Annotated in this window: 15 protein-coding genes; 4 read left to right on the top strand and 11 right to left on the bottom strand. The window is 71.2% G+C overall.

Translation table 11 applies throughout. The features are described from left to right. Positions 1 to 173 precede the first annotated feature (173 nt). The 7 genes from ABZ260_RS25690 to ABZ260_RS25660 all read right to left on the bottom strand — a co-directional run bounded on the left by ABZ260_RS25690 (position 174) and on the right by ABZ260_RS25660 (position 9069). Positions 174 to 1709: an FGGY-family carbohydrate kinase gene (locus tag ABZ260_RS25690; protein WP_355567124.1), complete on the bottom strand. Its 1536-nt coding sequence runs from the start codon at positions 1707 to 1709 to the stop codon at positions 174 to 176. After that, on the bottom strand, positions 1706 to 3400 hold the full coding sequence (locus ABZ260_RS25685; protein ID WP_355622440.1) for a glycerol-3-phosphate dehydrogenase/oxidase: 1695 nt from the start codon (positions 3398 to 3400) through the stop codon (positions 1706 to 1708). The genes ABZ260_RS25690 and ABZ260_RS25685 overlap by 4 nt, the downstream gene beginning before the upstream one ends. 69 nt (positions 3401 to 3469) lie before the next feature. After that, positions 3470 to 4357 carry a 3-hydroxy-5-phosphonooxypentane-2,4-dione thiolase gene (gene lsrF, locus ABZ260_RS25680; RefSeq protein ID WP_355622437.1) on the bottom strand — a complete coding sequence of 296 codons (888 nt, stop codon included), beginning with the start codon at positions 4355 to 4357 and terminating at the stop codon, positions 3470 to 3472. Continuing rightward, positions 4350 to 5363: an ABC transporter permease gene (locus ABZ260_RS25675; RefSeq protein WP_355622434.1), complete on the bottom strand. Its 1014-nt coding sequence runs from the start codon at positions 5361 to 5363 to the stop codon at positions 4350 to 4352. Before ABZ260_RS25675 ends, lsrF begins: the two co-directional genes overlap by 8 nt. Further along, positions 5360 to 6319 carry an ABC transporter permease gene (locus ABZ260_RS25670; protein ID WP_355622431.1) on the bottom strand — a complete coding sequence of 320 codons (960 nt, stop codon included), beginning with the start codon at positions 6317 to 6319 and terminating at the stop codon, positions 5360 to 5362. Before ABZ260_RS25670 ends, ABZ260_RS25675 begins: the two co-directional genes overlap by 4 nt. Next, positions 6312 to 7856, bottom strand: a complete 1545-nt coding sequence (locus ABZ260_RS25665) for a sugar ABC transporter ATP-binding protein (protein ID WP_355622428.1) — start codon at positions 7854 to 7856, stop codon at positions 6312 to 6314. Before ABZ260_RS25665 ends, ABZ260_RS25670 begins: the two co-directional genes overlap by 8 nt. 28 nt (positions 7857 to 7884) lie before the next feature. Continuing rightward, positions 7885 to 9069 carry an ABC transporter substrate-binding protein gene (locus tag ABZ260_RS25660; RefSeq protein ID WP_355622425.1) on the bottom strand — a complete coding sequence of 395 codons (1185 nt, stop codon included), beginning with the start codon at positions 9067 to 9069 and terminating at the stop codon, positions 7885 to 7887. Positions 9070 to 9293: 224 nt separating this feature from the next. Between ABZ260_RS25660 and ABZ260_RS25655 the strand changes: the two genes are divergently transcribed. From ABZ260_RS25655 to ABZ260_RS25640, 4 genes are all read left to right on the top strand, one after another. After that, positions 9294 to 10031: a GntR family transcriptional regulator gene (locus ABZ260_RS25655; protein ID WP_355622443.1), complete on the top strand. Its 738-nt coding sequence runs from the start codon at positions 9294 to 9296 to the stop codon at positions 10029 to 10031. A gap of 96 nt (positions 10032 to 10127) precedes the next feature. Next, complete coding sequence (locus ABZ260_RS25650; RefSeq protein ID WP_355622422.1) at positions 10128 to 11345, top strand: FAD-dependent oxidoreductase; 1218 nt, start codon at positions 10128 to 10130, stop codon at positions 11343 to 11345. A 65-nt stretch (positions 11346 to 11410) separates the two neighbouring features. Then, a complete protein-coding gene (locus ABZ260_RS25645; RefSeq protein ID WP_355622419.1) occupies positions 11411 to 12742 on the top strand; it encodes a class II 3-deoxy-7-phosphoheptulonate synthase in 1332 nt (443 codons plus the stop codon). Between the two features lie 438 nt (positions 12743 to 13180). After that, a complete protein-coding gene (locus ABZ260_RS25640; RefSeq protein WP_355622415.1) occupies positions 13181 to 13831 on the top strand; it encodes a TetR/AcrR family transcriptional regulator in 651 nt (216 codons plus the stop codon). Between the two features lie 102 nt (positions 13832 to 13933). On the opposite strand, the gene ABZ260_RS25635 is transcribed toward ABZ260_RS25640, so the two are convergent. The 4 genes from ABZ260_RS25635 to ABZ260_RS25620 form a co-directional block, all read right to left on the bottom strand. Further along, complete coding sequence (locus ABZ260_RS25635) at positions 13934 to 15565, bottom strand: AMP-binding protein (protein WP_355622412.1); 1632 nt, start codon at positions 15563 to 15565, stop codon at positions 13934 to 13936. Between the two features lies 1 nt (position 15566). Further along, a complete protein-coding gene (locus ABZ260_RS25630) occupies positions 15567 to 16295 on the bottom strand; it encodes an ABC transporter ATP-binding protein (RefSeq protein WP_355622409.1) in 729 nt (242 codons plus the stop codon). 26 nt (positions 16296 to 16321) lie between these two features. Continuing rightward, on the bottom strand, positions 16322 to 17518 hold the full coding sequence (locus tag ABZ260_RS25625) for a hypothetical protein (protein WP_355622406.1): 1197 nt from the start codon (positions 17516 to 17518) through the stop codon (positions 16322 to 16324). Positions 17519 to 17832: 314 nt separating this feature from the next. Next, the coding region (locus tag ABZ260_RS25620; RefSeq protein WP_355622404.1) for a TCP-1/cpn60 chaperonin family protein at positions 17833 to 18135 on the bottom strand (303 nt) is incomplete at its 5' end.

The raw sequence follows: 18135 nt of genomic DNA, 5'->3' as shown, positions 1-18135 counted from the left end.
GGATCCTTTGCCAGCCCGTGTTGGTGCCCTGGTGCGGGTAGGCCACCGCCCCGCCCGCGTCCGGACGGCTCCGCACCTCACCCCGGCCCGGTCACGGCCCGGTGCCCGCGTCCCGGGTTCCCGGCAGGTTCCCGGCGGCGGCCGTGACCGGCCGGCCCGGCGCCCTCCCGGCCTTACCCGGCGTCGGCGGGACCGGCCGTGCGGTACCGGTCGACCTCCGACCAGGCGGACGACATGCCGGCCAGCGTCCGGTCGAAGACCTCCGAGTGCCGCAGGTACGCCTCCCGGTGGGGGCCTGGAAGCACGCACAGGTCGTCCTCGTCGCTGACCGACCACGGCTGGAGATCGTGGCCGAGCGCGGCGGGCAGCAGCGAGGCGACGCCGCGTGCTCCCAGCTCGCTGGTGAGCTGACGGCGGACCGGCCGCCCCAGCACATCGGCGAAGATCTGCGCCCAGACCTCGGATCGGGCGCCGCCACCGGCCAGCCGCCACGGCCGGTCCCCGATGTCGGCTCCGCTGGCCAGGACCCGGTCGAGCTGGACCCGGTGGTACTGGGCGACCCCCTCGATGACCGCGCGGGTGAGATGCCCACGGCGGTGCACGCCGGAGATGCCGAGGAAGGTCCCCGACGCCGCGGGGTGTTCGGGGGCTCCGTTGACGAAGGGCAGGAACAGCAGCCCCTCCGCGCCCGGCGGCACCATGGCCGCCTCCCTGAGCAGGTCCGCCGCGAGCAGGCCGCCGACCTGGTCGTGCGGCACCGACGCGCATGCCAGCCATTCGAGGTTGGCGGCCGAGGTCGGCGCGACCTCCATGGCCAGCATCGTGGCCGGGTCGGGCATCAGCGCGCTCATGGTGACCTCGGGCGCCGGAGTGCGGGCGGGCACCACGGCCCCGTTGATGGCCCACGTCCCGACGATGATCGTCACGTCTCCGAGGCCGCGTCCCCCGGCGCCGAGCGTCGCCGCCACGCAGTCCATGCAACCGGCGATCACCGGCAGTCCCTCGGGGAGTCCGGTGCGTGCCGCGGCCTGGGCGCTCAGCCCGGCGACCACGTCACTGGACTGGCGCAGCGGAGGGAACCGGTCGAGGTCACTCGCCGGCAGCCCCACCAGCTCCAGCGCCGTCGGGGTATAGGCGCGGGTGTCGAGGGCCACCATGCCGAAGGCGCTGGCGTCGCTGTAGTCGGCGCTCGGCACGCCGGTGAGCTGCGCGGTGACCCAGTCCTTGCAGGACAGTGCCCACCGGGTGGCCCGGTAGCTCTCCGGCTCGACGTCGTGCAGCCAGCGCAGCAGCACGGCGGGCTGTGCGGCCCACGGGATGGAGCCGGTCTCCCTGGCCAGCCGCCTGGCCTCCCGCTCCGGGATCGCGTCCACGATCCGCTGGGCCCGGCTGTCCGACGACGCGATGGCGGGCCCGACCGGCCTCAGGGCGGCGTCGACCGGATACAGTCCGTTACCGTGGGCCGCCACCCCGATGCCCGCCGGGGTGTATCCGTCGGCGGCCAGCTTCCCGGTGAGCTCGCCGAGCAGCGCCATGACCGTGTCGGCCAGCCCGAGCATGTCGACGTCGTGACGGTGCGCGGTCACGCTGGTGCGGGGGGTGCGGGCGTGCACGACGCCGAGTTCCCGTCCCTCGGTGTCGAAGGCCGCGACCTTCGAGGCCGTCAGGCCGATGTCGACACCGATATAACACGTGTCCGGGGCTGTCACGAGGTCCTCCTGTCGCTACTCCGCAGTGTGGCCGACGGCGTGACCGACGGCGTGACCGACGCTGTGGCCGGCGTGGCCAGAACCCGTGGCCTGAAGCGCCGCAGTTCGGCCTCGTAGCCGGTGATCTCGGCGCGGGCCCGCCCCTCGTCCCAGCCGAGGTGACGTACGGCGATGTCGGCGCAGGCCGCGGCCGCCTTCAGGCCCATGTCGGGACCGAGTCCAATCAGGGTACGTCGTAGCAGGATGTCCCCCAGCGTCACGGCGCCCTCCTCGCGCACCGCCATCACCACCTCGGCGGCGAGCGCGCCGGTCTCCTCGTCGACGACCTCGGCGAGTGTGTCGTCCGTCTCAGCGAGTTCGAGCACCCTGCGGGCCCGTACGCCGTAGACGTCGAGCAGCCGGCGCGACTGCGCCGGGGTGAGCGGCGAGGAGCGCATGAAGTCCGCGCTGAAGGTCGGCCAGTCGGCGGTGTCGGCTCCGGGGAAGGCCCTGGAACGGGTGAGGCAGCGCCGGCGAGTGCGGCCGAGCGCGCGCAGCACCGCGTCGGTGACGTCCTCGGCGAGGGCGCGGTGGGTCGTCAGCTTGCCGCCGATGACCGTGAACAGCCCCGGGTGGGCCGGGGCGTGGCTGTGCACCGTGTGCCCACGGCTGATCTTGGCGTTGTCGGAGATCCCGGCGGTGTACGGCAGGGGCCGGACGCCGGCCACGCTGTAGAGCACGTCGTCGGGGGTGAGGCCGGCGTTCGGGAAGATCCGGTTGGTCTCGGCGAGCAGGTAGTCGATCTCCTCGTCGCCGGTGACGACCTCGTCGAGATCGTCCTCGTAGGTCAGGTCCGTGCTGCCCAGCATGTAGCGACCCTCCCAGGGGAGGACGAAGATCGGCCGATGGTCGGCGGCCGCCTCGAAGAAGATGCAGGTGTCGGGCGCGCCCGGGAACGCGTCGACGACGATGTGGCTGCCCTTGGTGCCGCCGTTGAGGCGCCGGCTGGCCACCTGCCCGTCGAGGATTCTGTCGATCCACGGGCCGGCCGCGTTCACCGTGATCGCGGCCCGGATCTCGGTTCGCGCGCCGGAGGCGTTGTCCTCGGCCCGTATCCCGGTGACCCGGTCGTTCTCCACGATCAGCCCGGTGACCGTGGTGTGGGTGAGCACCCGCGCGCCGAGCCGCCGGGCGTCGAGGAGCAACTCGACGCAGAGCCGCTCGGCCCACGGCACCTGCGCGTCGGGGAACAGCGATGCCCCGCGCAGGCCGCGCCTCGACAGCGTGGGCCACCTGCGGGCCACCGTGCGGAGGGACACACTGCGGCTGCGGCCGTGCCTGCGCCCCGTCGACAGGACGTCGAACGCGGCCAGGCCGAGCCGGATCAGCGGGCCGGGCCTGCTGTCACCCGCGTAGGAGGGGATCAGCATGGGGTAGTCGCGAACGAGGTGCGGGGCGTTGCGGAACAGCAGGTGCCGCTCACGGATCGACTCCCGCACGAGGTTGAAGTCGTAGCGTTCGAGGTACTTCAGCCCGCCGTGGATCAGCCGGCTGGACGTGCTCGACGTTCCCGAGCCCACGTCGGCGCGGTCGACGACGACGACACGCAGGCCACGGGTGGCGGCGTCACGGGCTATGGCGAGCCCGTTGATACCGGCTCCGATGACGGCGAGGTCGACGACGTCGTCAGATCCGGCTGGTTGTTGCGACATGGGAGCTCCCGGGAGATGACGGGACCGGGCCCCGGCGGTCTCGCGCCGGGGCCCGAGCCCCAGAGGGGGTCAGGACGCTGTGCCGGCGGCCGGGTGGTCCTTGAAGAGCTGGTATGCCTCTTCGGGCTTCACCTCGTCGTGCACGACGGCGCGGATCGCCGCGAGCATGCCGGCGGGGTTCTCGCTCTGGAAGATGTTGCGGCCCATGTCGACGCCGGCGGCACCCTCCTGGATCGACCGGTAGGCCATCGTCAGGGCGTCGAGTTCGGGCAGCTTCTTGCCACCCGCGACGATGATCGGCACCGGGCAGCTCGCGGTGACGGTCTCGAAGCCCTCCTCGACGTAGTAAGTCTTGACGATGTGCGCGCCCATCTCCGCGCTGATCCGGGTGGCCAGCCGGAAGTAGCGGGCGTCGCGGACCATGTCCTTGCCGACGGCGGTGACGCCGAGCACGGCGACACCGTGCCGCTGGCCGGCGTCCACCAGCGCGGCGAGGTTGGCGATCGACCGCGACTCGTTCTCGCTGCCGACGAAGACCTGGATGGCCACGGCCGCGGCGTTGAGCCGTACCGCGTCCTCCATGTCCAGGGCGATGTGCTCGTCGGAGAGGTCGCGCAGCACGCTCGGGCCGCCGCTGGCGCGCAGCACGATGCCGGCGTCGGTGGCCGGCGGGATGCTGGTGCGCAGCACGCCCCGGGTCAGCATGATCGCGTCGGCGTTGGGCACCAGCGGGGCGATGTTGACGTCGATGCGCTCAAGGCCGGCCATCGGGCCGAGGAAGTAGCCGTGGTCGAACGCGAGCATCACGGTCCGGCCGGTGTCGGCCCTGAAGATGCGCGCGAGCCGGTTCTGCAGGCCCCAGTCCTGGGCCTGTGCGCCCTTGACGTGGAAGCCGCCGGTCACGGAGGCGGCGCCGCCGAAGTCGCGGGCGTCGAGCAGACCGTCGGTGTCAGCCATGGGTGTTCTCTCCAGTGGTTGTGGTGGTGACGACCGCGGGTCGCGGCCGCCGTCGGAAACGGGAGGATGTGCCGGCGACGCGGTCACCGCCGCCGGCGAGGAAGAGGACCAGCAGCACCAGACCGCCCTTGAGCAGGTTCTGCGCCGCACTGCTCCAGCCCACGAGGTTGACCAGGCCGTCCAGCAGGATGAAGAAGAGCGCGGCCCCCCAGACACCGACGGGCACGGCCCGCCCGCCCGAGATGAGCGTTCCGCCGATCACGACGACGGCCACCGAGTCGAGCAGGTAGCGCGTGCCGAGGTCCGCGGAGGGCGCGATGTAGGCGGCCAGCAGGGCTCCGGTCAGGCCGGCCAGCGCGCCGCTGGCCAGGTAGGTCACCGCGATGATCCGCGCGACGGGGATTCCGGCGCGCTCGGCCGCCCTGCGGTTCTGCCCCACCGCGATCAGCGAACGGCCGTAGATCGTGCCCCGCAGCAGCGCGATGACCAGGACGGTCACCACCGCGATGGCCACGGCGAGGATGGGGATGCCCGCCGGGCGCAGGTTGAGCAGGCTCCGCAGTCCCGGATCGGGCACCGCGCTGAAACCGTTCGCCAGCGACAGCGTGCCCGAGGAGGCGATGAGCCCGGCGGCCAGCGTGGCGATGATCGGTGGAACGGACAGGCCGAGGATCGCCACCGTGCTGATCGCCGCGATGACGAGCCCCACACCGGCGCCCGCGAGGATTCCCAGCGTCGCCGAGCCGGTGGACGAGGCCGCCAGGACCGAGACGAATCCGGCGAGGGAGATGATCGGCGCCACGGAGACGTCGATGTTGCCGGGACCGGCGGTGATGACGAGCATCTGCCCGAGTCCCACGATGACCAGGTAGGGCGCCAGGGACAGGGCCAGGGAGACCGTCTGGCCGCCCCCCTGACCTGAGATGGCCAGGATGATCAGCCAGACGAGCGCCGCGGCGGCGAAACCCCAGATCCACGGACGCGCAACGAGCGCGCGGATGTTCATCGCAGCACCTTTCCGACCAGGACGCGTCCGGCGAGCACGGCCAGGACGATCACGCCTTGAACCGCCGACTGCATGTTGGTCGGCACATCGAGCAGGCTGAGGACCACGCTGACCAGGCCGAGGGTCACGCCGCCGACCACCACTCCCCAGGGCACGGCGCTGCCGCCGTGGAAGGAGCCGCCGCCGAGGATCACCGCCGCCACCGTCATCAGGGTGTAGCTGGAGGCCGACGACACGTCACCGCCCCCGGTCTGGGAGGCCAGCACGAGCCCGGACAGCACGCCGAGCGCGCCTGCGGCGGTGTAGGCGATGGCCCGCGACGCCAGCGGGCGCAGGCCCGCCCGCTCCAGGGCCACCGGATTGCTGCCCAGGCCGCGCATCCGGACCCCGAGGGTGCTGCGCGCGCTGAGCAGGTAGACCAGCGCGGCGACGAGGAGGATCGGCAGCAGCGGCGCCGGGAACCCGGCGGGCTGCCACATGCCGAAGGCCGCCAGCCACTCCGGGGTCGTTCCGCCGGGTGTCGGCAGGACGAACATGCCCAGCCCCAGCCAGACGAACGACGCGCCGAGGGTGGCGATGAGCGACGGCACCCTGCGCAGGTGGATGAGAACGCCGAGCACGGTGTAGGAGGCGACGAGCCCGAGCAGGATCAGGACCCCGACGAGCGGGGAGGTCACCAGCCTGGTCGCAGTGATCACGGTGACCAGGCCGACGAAGGTACCGATGCCGAGGTCGATGTCACCGACCGCCATCAGCGTCATCTGGGCCTGGGCCGCGATGACCAGGGGCACGGTCGCCGAGAGGACCAGCGACAGCCCGGCCACGCTCAGCACGTCCGGCTGCAGCGACGCGCAGACGGCGATCATCGCGATCATGGCGACGGCGCTGACCACGGCCGGGGCCGGCCGGCGCATCCGCGCCCGGCTCGGCAGGGCCGGCGCGAGAGTCTCACTCATGGTTCTGCGCTCCATCGGACTCGGCGAACGAGACGGCGATGATCCTCTCCTCGGAGATCTCCGCCCCGGCCAGCTCGGCGACCACCCGGCCGGCCCGGAAGACGTAGACCCGGTCGCAGTGGGCCATCTCGGCGTTCTCGCTCGAATACCAGACGACACTCCGGCCCTGGGCCGCCTCCTGGCGGATGAGGCCGTACAGGTCGGTCTTGGTGTGCACGTCGACTCCCCGGAAGGGGTCGTCGAGCAGGACGAGGTCGGCCGCCGAGGCGAACGCCCGGGCGACGATCACCTTCTGCTGGTTTCCGCCGCTGAGCTCGGTCATCGCCGCGTCCGGGCCGCCTCGGATCGCGAGGCGATCGACCCAGCTCCGCACGACCGCGCGCTCCTCGGCGGGGCGGCGCAGACCTCGGCGCGCGATACCGCGTGCCGCGGTCACCACGAGGTTCTCCGCCACGCTCCACAGCGGCAGTACCCCGGAACGCTGCCGGTCACCCGGCACGTACGCCCGGGTGCCGCGCACCTTCGTGTCACGCCGCACCGGGTGCCACAGGCGTTCGAGCACCTCCTGCTGGCCTTGACCGGCCAGCCCGGCCAGGCCCACGACCTCACCCGCGCCGACCCGTACGGAGACGTCGCGCAGGCCGGGACCGGTGGCGCCGCGCAACTCCGCCAGCACCGGCCGATCCCCGGAGGCGTCCTCGGCGGCCGTGATCCGCTCGTTCCCGGTCCTCACGGCGACCTCGGCCCCCATCAGGGTCAGTACGTCGTGCTCGCCGAGTCCGCTCGCGGGCCGTTCGGCGATGACCGCCCCGTCGCGCAGCACGGCGACGCGGTCGGCCACCGAGAGGACCTCCCGGATGCGGTGCGAGATGAGCAGCACGGCCACGCCGCCCGCGGTGAGGGTGCGGACGTAGTCGTACAGCGAGCGCGCGGCGTCCGGGCCGAGGGACTCGGTGGGCTCGTCGAGGATCAGCAGGTCGAGCCGGTCGACCAGGCTGGCCCGGACGATCTCGACCATCTGGCGCTGGGCCAGCGACAGGTCCTCGATCCGGTCGCCCGGGGCCACCCCGTGGCCGGGGAACATCTCGTCGAGCCTGCGCCGTACGCCGTCACCGGCCGCCCGCCGCCAGCCCAGCCGGGGAAGGCAGTGGCGTGAGGAGACCCAGATGTTCTCCGCGACCGTGAGGTCGGGGCAGAGCGACGTCTCCTGGTAGGCCATCCGCACGCCGCGGAAGTCCCCGGCCCGCGGCCCGGCCTCGCCCGAGGCGTCCCGCCCGCACACCGTGACCGTGCCCTCGTCGCAGGCCTCCAGCCCGGCGAGGACCCGCATCAGCGTGCTCTTGCCGGCTCCGTTGTGGCCGACGAGGCCGAGCACCTCGCCGGCCCGTACCTCAAGGTCGACACCGGCGAGGGCCCGGGTGCGCCCGTACGTCTTGGTCACGCCCCTCGCGATCACGACGGGCTGCTGCTCGGACGGTCCCCCGCCGGTCTCCCGCGAAGCCGCGAGCGGCTTGGCGGCGAAGTTGTCGACGTGCATGAGGCGGCCTCCTCCGTGCCTTCCCCGCCTAACCGGCAGCCGCCGGGATCGGCGGCTGCACCGGCGCTCCACCGGTCTGCACGGCCTTGACCTGCTCGCGGAAGAGCTCACGCGTCCAGGGCCAGGCGGCGTACTCGTCGGGCTTGAGGACGGAGGCCCAGGCGTCCCGGTCCTTCTGCTCGACCAGGACGATCGGGAAGGTCATGTGCTTGGGGATGTCCCGCTTCTCCAGCAGGTCGAGCGCCTGCCACAGCGCGGCGACCGACTGGCCCGGGTCGGACATGACGGCCACCGAGCCGTTGTCGATCTTGTTGTCCTTCCAGTAGCTCAGCGCGCGGCCGTTGGTCTCGAACGTCACCGCGGGAACCGGCTTGCCCGCCGTGGCGAAGGCCTGGGCGACGCCGTAGCCGTCGCCACAGCCGACGACGCCGTCGACCTTCGGCACACTCGACAGCACGCCGAGCACGGCCTTCTGCGCGGTGGCGCCGTCACACATCCCGTTCACCGTCGCGACGGTCTTCACACCGGGGTACTCACCGAGGATCTTCTTGGTGGTCTCGAGCATCTCGGCCTCGGGCTGCGAGCCGACGACACCCCGGCTGACGATGACGTTGCCCTTGCCTCCGATGCCTTCCAGCAGCGGCTTGGCCGCGTAGGTGGCCCAGTCGACGAAGCTGTTCTGCAGCACGTAGGCGCACTCCGACTCGATCGCGGAGTCGAAGACCACGACGGTGACGCCCGCGGAACACGCCTGCTGGATGACCGGCTTGAGCGCGGTGGGCGAGGCCGGGTCGATGAGCAGGGCGTCCGGCTTCTGCAGCAGGAGGCTCTTGATCTGGGCGACCTGCTCGGTCGCGGAGTTCTCTCCCGGCGCGTTGACGACCTTGTACTTGCTGATCAGGCCGTCGGCCTGGGCCTGGCCCGCCGCCGCCTCGAATTTGGCGATCATCGTCTGGCGCCAGCCGTTGCCGATGAAGCCGTTGCTCAGGGCGATGAACGGCTTCTCACCGGAGGTCTCCGCGGCGGCGCCGCCGGAGGTGCCGGCGCCGGAGTCACCGGAGCCGCAACCGGCCGCCAGGACCGCGAGGGCGGTCAGTGACGCCGCCGAGGCCGCACGCCAGTGCCGGGATGTGGGACGGATACGCATCATGGTCTCCAGAGAGGGCAGGTCCGCCGAGGCGGTGCGAGTCGAGGCCGTGAACTCATCGCTCATAGGGGGCGTAGCGGCGTAGTCATTACAGACCTGTAGTGACAGGTACGCTAAATCCACGTTACGTGGATGTCAAGAGCCTCTTTTTTTCCTGCTCAGCGGGTAGATAGACGGGAATCCACCCGGCGCCACCGGATTCCTGTCACGACAGGATCACCGTCCTGTCATGACAGGTCTGCCCATATGAAATGCTTTCCTGGACGCCCCCCGAGGAGGTTTCCGTGACGATGACGTATCCGCGCCTCGACCGCGACGGAACGGAGCCGCTGTGGATGCAGCTGATGCGCGCACTGCGGGCGACCATCGAGAGCGGTGAGTTCGGCGCGGACCGGCCGCTGCCGTCGGAGGCCGAGCTCACCGACATGTTCGGGGTCTCCCGAACCGTCGTCAGGGAGGCCCTGCGCGAGCTCGTGCAGCAGGGCCTGATCTATAAGATCAAGGGGCGGGGCGCCTTCGTCTCGCCACGCAAGACCGAACTGAACTTCATCGGGTCGATGTCCGGCTCCGCCGACGACCTGCGGGAGTCCGGCCGCCGCGTGACCACCCGGACCATCCGCCAGTCGCTCGGCGAGGCCGACGAGCGTGAGGCCGCCCTGCTGCGGATCCCACCCGGGGAACAGGTGGTCAGGCTGCGCAGGCTCCGGCGCGTCGACGGGCAGCCCTGGCTGCTCGTCGACACCGCCCTGCCCGCCCGCCTGGTGCCCGGCCTGGAGCGCGCCGTGCTGGAGAACCAGTCACTGTACGACCTGCTGCGGCGGCGCTACGGGATCGAGCCCGCCGCCGCCGACCGGTGGATCGAGGCCGCCTTCCCCAACCGCGAGGACGCCGCGCTGCTCGAGGTCTCCACCTCGACGCCACTGCTCGGCATCGAGTCGGTCGCCTGGATGCCCGACGACACGCGGTTCGAGGCCTACTACGCGCTGCACCGCAGCGACCGGACACGGTTCTACGTCGGCATCCGCTGACCGGAGGGCACCCCGGCCGGCGCCGGGCCGGAAAAGAGCGCGCCCGCTGTTCTCTTCGGCGGCATCCCGTGCCAGAATTTCATGGGGTGATGAATTATGACTCGGAACACGTGTGTGATCGCCGGGGGCGGTCCCGCCGGGGCGATGCTCGCGCTACTGCTGGCCAGGGCCGGCGTCGAGGTGACGCTCCTGGAGAAGCACGGCGACTTCCTGCGCGACTTCAGGGGCGACACCATCCATCCGTCGACCCTCCAGATCCTCGACGAGCTCGGCCTGGCCGAGGAATTTCACCGGCTCCCCCACCGCAAGGTGTACGGGCTGGAGATCCAGACCGACGACAGCACGGTGCCCATCGCCGATCTGTCAGGGCTTAAAGGCAAATATCAGTACATCGCCTTCGTGCCGCAGTGGGAGTTCCTCGACCTGCTGACCAGTGCCGCCGCCAGGTATCCGAACTTCCACCTCCTCATGGAGTCCGAGGTCCACGGAGTGATCCGCGAAGGCGACGCGGTGCGCGGGGTGCGCTACCGGGACGCCTCCGGCGAGCACGAACTGCGCGCGACGCTCACCGTGGCCGCCGACGGCCGCCGCTCCGACGTGCGCAAGGCCGCCGGGCTGGTCCCCGTGGAGCACGGGGCCCCGATGGACGTGGTCTGGTTCCGGCTGCCGCGCGAGCCCACCGACTCCGAGTCGGCGTTCCTGCGAGTGTCGTCGGGCCACCTGATGGTGTCGATCAACCGCGAGACCTACTGGCAGCTCGCCTACGTGATCCCCAAGAACGGCTTCGAGGCACTGCGCTCGGCGGGGATGGCGGCACTGCGCGAGCAGGTCGCCAGGCTCCTGCCCTTCCTGGCGGACCGGGTGGGGCTGCTGTCCGGCTTCGAGGACGTCAGCGTGCTGTCGGTCGCGCTCAACCGGCTGCGCCGCTGGCACCGGCCGGGGCTGCTGGTCATCGGTGACGCCGCGCACGCCATGTCGCCGGTCTTCGGCGTCGGCATCAACCTGGCCGTGCAGGACGCGGTCGCCGCCGCGAACCTGCTGGCCGGACCGCTCGCCGCCGGGGCCGAGATCCCCGAGTCGCTGCTCGCGAGGGTCCAGCGGCGGCGCACCCCGCCCACCGTGATCACCCAGTTCGCCCAGCGTGTCGTCCAGAACCGGCTGATCCGGCCGGCGCTGACCGGGCGCACCCGCCCGGTGCGGCTGCCGCGCGACGTCGCCCGCCTTCCCATGCTGGGCCTGCTGGCCAGACGCTTCATCGGCCTGGGCGTCCTGCCCGAACACGTCGCCGACCCCTCGGGATCTCACCAGGCATAAAGACCTTCTCACCATGTGGACAATCGGGTCCGTTCGCACAGCCGGTTGCAATAGCCTGGTATGTCGTGAGCATCAACCTCGATTCCTGGCGGCAGCTGCCTGCGGCGCAGCAGCCCGTGTGGCCTGACCACGGCGAGCTGGACAAGGTCGTCACCGAGCTGAAGGGACTCCCGCCCCTCGTCTTCGCGGGCGAGTGCGACAACCTCAAGGCGGACCTGGCGGCGGTGACACGGGGCGAGGCCTTCGTCCTGCAGGGCGGAGACTGCGCCGAGACCTTCGCCGGCGCCACCGCCGACGACGTGCGCAACAAGCTCAAGACGCTGCTCCAGATGGCGATCGTGCTCACCTACGCGGCCAAGGTCCCCGTGGTGAAGATCGGCCGCATGGCCGGGCAGTTCGCCAAGCCCCGCTCGAAGAACACCGAGATCCGTGACGGCGTCGAGCTGCCCGCCTACCGGGGCGACATGGTCAACGGCTTCGACTTCACCGCCGACTCCCGCATCCCCGACCCGGGGCGGCTGCTGCGCGCCTACCACTCCTCCGCGGTGACGCTCAACCTGGTCCGCGCCTTCACCAAGGGCGGCTACGCCGACCTGCGCCAGGTGCACGCCTGGAACCAGGACTTCGTGGGCGAGTCCCCGGCCGGCAAGCGCTACGAGCAGCTCGCCCGCGAGATCGACCAGGCGCTGGCCTTCATGCGCGCCTGCGGGGCGGAGCCCGAGGAGTTCCACACCGTGGAGTTCTACTCCTCGCACGAGGCGCTGATCCTCGACTACGACCAGGCGCTCACCCGGATCGACTCGCGGACCGGCCAGCCGTACGACGTCTCGGCGCACATGGTCTGGATCGGCGAGCGCACCCGCCAGCTCGACGGCGCGCACGTCGAGTTCTTCGCCAGCATCCGCAACCCGATCGGGGTCAAGCTCGGCCCGACGACCAGCGCCGAGGACGCCCTCGCGCTGATCGAGAAGCTCAACCCCGACAACGAGGCGGGACGGCTGACCTTCATCACCCGGATGGGCGCGTCGAAGATCCGTGACCACCTTCCCGAGCTGGTGGAGAAGGTGACCGCGAGCGGCGCCCAGGTGGCGTGGATCTGCGACCCCATGCACGGCAACACCTTCGAGGCGCCCAGCGGCCACAAGACCCGCCGCCTGGACGACGTCCTGAATGAGGTGGCGGGCTTCTTCGAGGTGCACCGCGCGCTCGGCACCCACCCGGGCGGCGTCCACATCGAGTTCACCGGCGACGACGTCACCGAGTGCGTGGGCGGCGGTGCCGAGATCGTCGAGGACGACCTGGCCCGGCGCTACGAGACGGCCTGCGACCCGCGTCTCAACCGCGGCCAGTCGCTCGACCTGGCCTTCCGGGTGGCCGAGCTCTACCGCTCGGTCTGACACCCGCTCCCCTCGCGGCCCGGACCCCTTTGAAGGGGCCGTGCCGTCCCCGATGGGCCACGGCCCGCCGTGCAGGACCTGATGAGCCACCCCGTCCGCGGCCAGCGCGGCGACGTGGCGGTCGATGTCGAAGCCGCGCCCGAGGGCGCCCGCCAGCCGCTTCGCGGTTCCGGTCGGATCGCGCGCCGCCTCGGCCGCGACCTCGCCGGAAGCCTGTCCGGTGAGGGTGGCGAGCCGCCCGGAGAACAGGACGAGATAGCGCGGCGCGGCGGTGGCGAGCGCGCGCAGATAGGCCGTCCAGCATTCGGTGTCGTAGGCGATCTCGCATACGTCGATCACCGGTTCGCTCATTACGCACCCTCCTCATATACAAACGTTTGTTTACCAGGTTTCGCGATGCCAGGTCAATGAACGTTCATGTGGTGATAGCGTCAGGGGGTGGGTACGACACGCTCCCGGAAGACCACTGACGGCGCCCCGGCCACGGCCTCGATGAGCCGGCGCATCCTCGACGAGGCGGCGCGCCTGTTCTACGAAGACGGGTTCCCCGCGACCAGCGTCCGCAAGATCACCGCCGCGTGCGGGGTCACCGCGGGCTCGCTCTACAACCACTACGGGTCCAAAGAGGAAGTGCTCTACGCGATCCTCAAGAGGGCGCACGAGGACTCCGAGCGCACGCTGGAGGAAGGACTCCTGCGCGGCGGCGACCGGGCCGACCGGCAACTGGCCGAGCTGGTGCGGGAGCTCACGCTCTTCCACACCGAACGGCGCATCGAGGGCCTGGTGGCCCGGACAGAATGGCGTCACCTCCCGCCCGAGCAGGCCAAGGAGGTTCTGGACGCCCAGCAGCGAGTCCGCCGAATCTTCGAACGCACCCTGGAACGGGGCCTGAACGCCGGCCGGTTCCACCTGAGCGACCCGCGGTCGCCGGGTCCGGCCCGGGTGGACGTGGCCGCCAAGGCGATCCTCGACATGTGCATCAACGCCGGGCAGTGGTTCCGTCCCGACCGCGGGCTGTCCGCCCGGGAACTGGCCGACCAGTACGCCTTCCTCGTCCTTCAACTCGTCGGCGCGGGCCCGGAGGACTGACGCCCCGGAGGCCGGCGGCCGGGAGGGCTGATCGCACGTTCTCGACGCGAGGTGTGGAGTACCGGCCGGGCGTGAGGGCCGGCCGGTACTCCGGGGGAAGGCTCAGCCTGCGGCGGGCGACCCGCCGATGCGGTCACGCCGGACGGTCACGCCCAGCCGCTCGCGATCGGCCGTGTCCGCCGTGACGCCGTCCGAGCGCAACCGATGCTTCTCGATCTTGTTCGTCGGGGTGTGCGGCAGCGCGTCGACCACGCGCACGTAGCGGGGCACCATGAAGTGCGCCATGCGAGGGATCAGGAAGCGCAGCAGCTCGGCGGGGTCGATCTCCGAGCCGGCCACCGGCGCGACCACGGCGAGCACATCGTCCTCTCCATAGGGGCTCGGCACCGCGACCACCGCGGCCTCCCGGACCGACGGATGCGCCAGCAGCTCGGTCTCCACCTCGGCCGAGGAGATGTTCTCGCCGCGGCGCCGGATCGTGTCGCCCATCCGGTCCACGAAGAAGTACTCGCCGTCCACCGTCCGGAAGGCGTCCCCGGTATGGAACCACCCGTTGCGCCAGCCCCGTGCCGTCGCCTCGGGCATCCCGAGGTAACCGGGGCTCAGGGCCCACGGCTGGACGGTGCGCAGCACCAGCTCACCGACCTCCCCGTCGGGCACCGGCCGGTCGTGCTCGTTGACGACCCGGGCCTCGACGCCGGGCCGCAGCCGCCCGGACGTGCCCGGCACATCCGGGTTGGGGCCGGAGATGATCGGGATCGACACCTCCGTCATGTTGAACATGGCCACCACGTCGACACCGAAGCGCTCGGCGAACGCCGCGCTGTCCTCGATGAGCGGGATCATGAAGACGTGCCGCAGCGGGTGGGCGCGGTCATCCGGGGACGGAGGGCACTTGCCCAGGAACGTCGCCATCACGCCGAGCAGCGTGACGTGCGTGGTGCCCGTGTCGCGGACGGCCGGCCAGAACGACTCGGTGTCGAACGCGCTGACGAGGCTGATCCCGCCGCCGAGCAGCAGCGCCGCGTACGTGCCGATGGTGCCGCCCGCGTGGAACAGCGGCAGGTTCACCATGTAGCGGTCGGCCGCTCCGAAGCAGCCGCCGAACGCGGCCCGCGCGCAGGCCGCGAGCTGGACGTACGAGCACAGGACGCCCTTCGACGGCCCCGTCGTCCCGGACGTGAGGATCACCGCGTACGGGTCCCACGGCCGGGGCGGTGAGTCCGGGCGGAAGCCGGGGGCTGGCGCCGCCAGCGCCTCCGCCCCCAGCGTCCCGGCCCGGCCCGTCGGCCGGCTGTCGCCCTCCCCGAGCACCACCACCCGTTCCAGCGCGCCGATGTCGATCTCGTCCAGGCGCCCGGCCAGCTCGCCGTGCACGACCGCCACCCGCGCCCCGGACAGCCGGATCGCGTGTTCGAGCAGCCCGCCGCGGTAGGCGATGTTGAGCGGTACCAGGGTGCCGCCCAGCAGGTTGACGCCGAACCAGACGCGCAGCGCGTCGGGCCCGTTCGGCAGCCAGGAGACGACCGTGTCGCCCGGCCGCACGCCCAGCGCGTGCAGCCCCGCGGCGACCCGCTCGGCCTGGTCCAGGGTCTCGGCGTAGGTCCACCGCGCCCCGTCCTCGAAGATCACGTACACCCGGTCGGGGTGCTCCGCGGCCCGGCGGACGAGAAGCTCCGCCACCACGCATTCGTCGGCCTCGGGCATCGCCGGGCCCCACCACTCACCGCTCATGTCACTCCTTGTTCCGCTGCTCGCCGGCCACGGCCGCGCCCAGGTAGGCGGCCCGCAGCACGGGATCCTCCGCGAGCTCGGCGGCGGCGCCGGCCGCCTCGACCCGGCCGTGCCGCATGACCAGTCCCCGGTCGGCGAGCGCCAGCGCCTGGTTGACACGCTGCTCGACCAGGATCACCGTCAGGTTCTGCTCCCGCAGCCGGTCCACCACCGCGAACACCCGCTGGATGATCACGGGTGCCAGGCCGATGGACGGTTCGTCCAGCAGCAGCACTCGGGGTTCGCGCATCAGCGCCTGGCCGATGGCGAGCATCTGCTGTTCGCCGCCGCTGAGCACCTCCGCGTAGGCGTCCATCCGCTCGCCCAGCACCGGGAACAGGTCCACGACCCGGTCCGTCCGCTCCCGCTCGACCCTGCGCCGGTTCGGGACGTTCCAGAGCCCGAGTCTCAGATGCTCGGCCACCGTGAGCCCGGTGAAGAGACGCCTGCCCTCGGGAATGTGGACCAGGCCGTGGGCCACGATCCGTTCCGGGCTCCACCCGGTGATGTCGGTTCCGGCGAGCCGCACCGATCCGGACGTGGGATGAAGCAGCCCCGAGATGGTGCTGAGCAGGGTCGTCTTCCCGGCCCCGTTGCCGCCGACCACCGCGAAGATCTCGCCCGTACGGACCGTGAAGTCCACCGAGCGGACCACCGGCACCGTCCCGTATCCGGAGCTCAGCCCGGACACGGTGATAAGTTCCTCGCCCTGCGTTCTCATGCGGGTGCCCCCAAGTACACTTCGACGACCCGTGCGTCACCGAGGGCCTCCTCCGGCGACCCCGACGTCACCAGTTCGCCCCGGTCGAGAACGGTCACGACGTCGGCGACGCTCGCGACGAGTTCGATGTGGTGCTCCACCAGGACCACCGTGGTCTCTTCGGTCCCGGCCGTCCTGGCACGTCCGTATTCGGCCAGGGCGTGGAAGGCGGCCTTGGGTTCCCACGGCAGCCCCGGATAGGTCGTCCCTGTGCGGCCGTGCTCCAGGATCTTGACGATGCCGAAGCTGGCGGTGTCGAAGTCCCGTCCGGGCTCGGAGGCCGTCGGCAGGTCCCGGCGGGCGAACGTGTTGACGAATGCCGTGTCCGTGCCCTCCTCGTCGTAGATGTCGAGGAGCTCGCGCACGTATTCGGCTTGTTCTTCTTCGTCCCGCATGACGGCTGCGGTCAGGCGGGCAGGACGGGCGCGTTCGTCCCATTCGACGATGGAGTCGCCGTGTCCGCCCAGAGCGGCGGCTCCGCGGTGGGTGGTGCAGCCGAACTCGGTGACGGCGAACGGCTTGCTCTGCGCGACCTGCGCGCGGAGACCCTCACGGAAACCGTGCGCGGTGGCCGCGTCGCGGTATCCGGCGTCAGTGGCGATCATGTCGAACGGAGCCCAGTCCACGCCTTCGAAGGGCAGGGAGGCGTAGCTGACTGGGCCGCCGAACCGTTCGCGCACCGCGGCGACGGCTCGGGTGAGGAAGGCGTTGACGCGGGCGGGCAGTTCGGGGAGCGCGGCGCGCAGCCGCGCGGGCTCGGCCATCACGCCAAGCCGCTCCTCCAAGCTGTCTCCGGGCAGAAATCCGCTGGTGAACAAGCTGATCTCGGAGCCGGTGAGGAATACGACGCGAGTCCCTGCCTGGCGCAGGCGTTCGGCCCGTTCGGCACCGTCGACGATGAATGTCATCAGCTCGTCTTGGGTGAGGCCGTTGGTGAACGGCGAGTACCAGACCTCCAGGCCCGCGCGGGCGGCGTGGTGTGCGGCGGTCTCAAGGCGGTCGGGGTCTCCTCCGGTGATGCGGACCGCGTCGCAGTGCAGTTCGTCGCGGATGATCTGCATTTCGCGGCGCACCGTGTCCGGGTTGAAGGGCTCGTGGGTGGTGGTTCCGGCAGATGGGAAGCCGGTGTCGTAGGTGACACCGTAGGCACGCATCAGGGGCCTCCGTGTGTGGTTGTGCGGGTAGGACATGCGAGGGGATGCGGGCTGGGACGGGCCGCGCTCTCGTACAGCACCCGAAACAGCGTCCTGTCGCGCAGCGGGAGGTCGTGACGCTGCCGCAGGGATTCGATCCGGTGCCGGTCGATGACCTCGGCCTGCGACGGCTCTCGACCACGACGGGCCGGTCCTGGTGGGGTTGTCGATGCTGAGCGTTCATGGCACGTATCCCCGATGCACATCGACGAGCCGGTCCCAAAGACTAGGAAATCCGCCAACCCGCGTCCGCGACGCACAGGTTGAAGATCAGGCTAGAAGTCCATGTCGCCGCCGCCGGGCATGGCGGGGGCGGCTCCGGCCTTCTCGGGCTTCTCGGCGATGACGGCCTCGGTGGTGAGGAACAGCGCCGCGATGGACGCCGCGTTCTGCAAAGCAGAGCGCGTCACCTTGGCCGGGTCGATGATGCCCGTCTCGAACAGGTTGACGTACTCGCCGGTGGCGGCGTTGAGGCCCTCACCCGCGGGAAGGTTGCGCACCTTCTCCACCACGACGCCACCCTCAAGGCCGGCGTTGACGGCGATCTGCTTCAGCGGCTCCTCAAGAGCCTTCTTGAC

The sequence above is a fragment of the Streptosporangium sp. NPDC006013 genome, from assembly GCF_040614275.1.
Lineage (GTDB): Bacteria > Actinomycetota > Actinomycetes > Streptosporangiales > Streptosporangiaceae > Streptosporangium.
Note: the sequence above shows the minus strand (reverse complement) of the source record. Positions and strands in the feature narration are given on the sequence as shown.

Bases quoted from the DNA above. Each gene is read 5' to 3' on its own strand.
- ABZ260_RS25625 (WP_355622406.1), bottom strand. From the start codon at position 17,518: ATGCGTGCCTACGGTGTCACCTACGACACCGGCTTCCCATCTGCCGGA.
- ABZ260_RS25655 (WP_355622443.1), top strand. From the start codon at position 9,294: ATGACGTATCCGCGCCTCGACCGCGACGGAACGGAGCCGCTGTGGATG.
- ABZ260_RS25660 (WP_355622425.1), bottom strand. From the start codon at position 9,069: ATGAGCGATGAGTTCACGGCCTCGACTCGCACCGCCTCGGCGGACCTG.
- ABZ260_RS25650 (WP_355622422.1), top strand. From the start codon at position 10,128: ATGACTCGGAACACGTGTGTGATCGCCGGGGGCGGTCCCGCCGGGGCG.
- ABZ260_RS25665 (WP_355622428.1), bottom strand. From the start codon at position 7,856: ATGCACGTCGACAACTTCGCCGCCAAGCCGCTCGCGGCTTCGCGGGAG.
- ABZ260_RS25675 (WP_355622434.1), bottom strand. From the start codon at position 5,363: ATGAACATCCGCGCGCTCGTTGCGCGTCCGTGGATCTGGGGTTTCGCC.
- ABZ260_RS25635 (WP_355622412.1), bottom strand. From the start codon at position 15,565: ATGAGCGGTGAGTGGTGGGGCCCGGCGATGCCCGAGGCCGACGAATGC.
- ABZ260_RS25685 (WP_355622440.1), bottom strand. From the start codon at position 3,400: ATGTCGCAACAACCAGCCGGATCTGACGACGTCGTCGACCTCGCCGTC.
- ABZ260_RS25670 (WP_355622431.1), bottom strand. From the start codon at position 6,319: ATGAGTGAGACTCTCGCGCCGGCCCTGCCGAGCCGGGCGCGGATGCGC.
- lsrF (WP_355622437.1), bottom strand. From the start codon at position 4,357: ATGGCTGACACCGACGGTCTGCTCGACGCCCGCGACTTCGGCGGCGCC.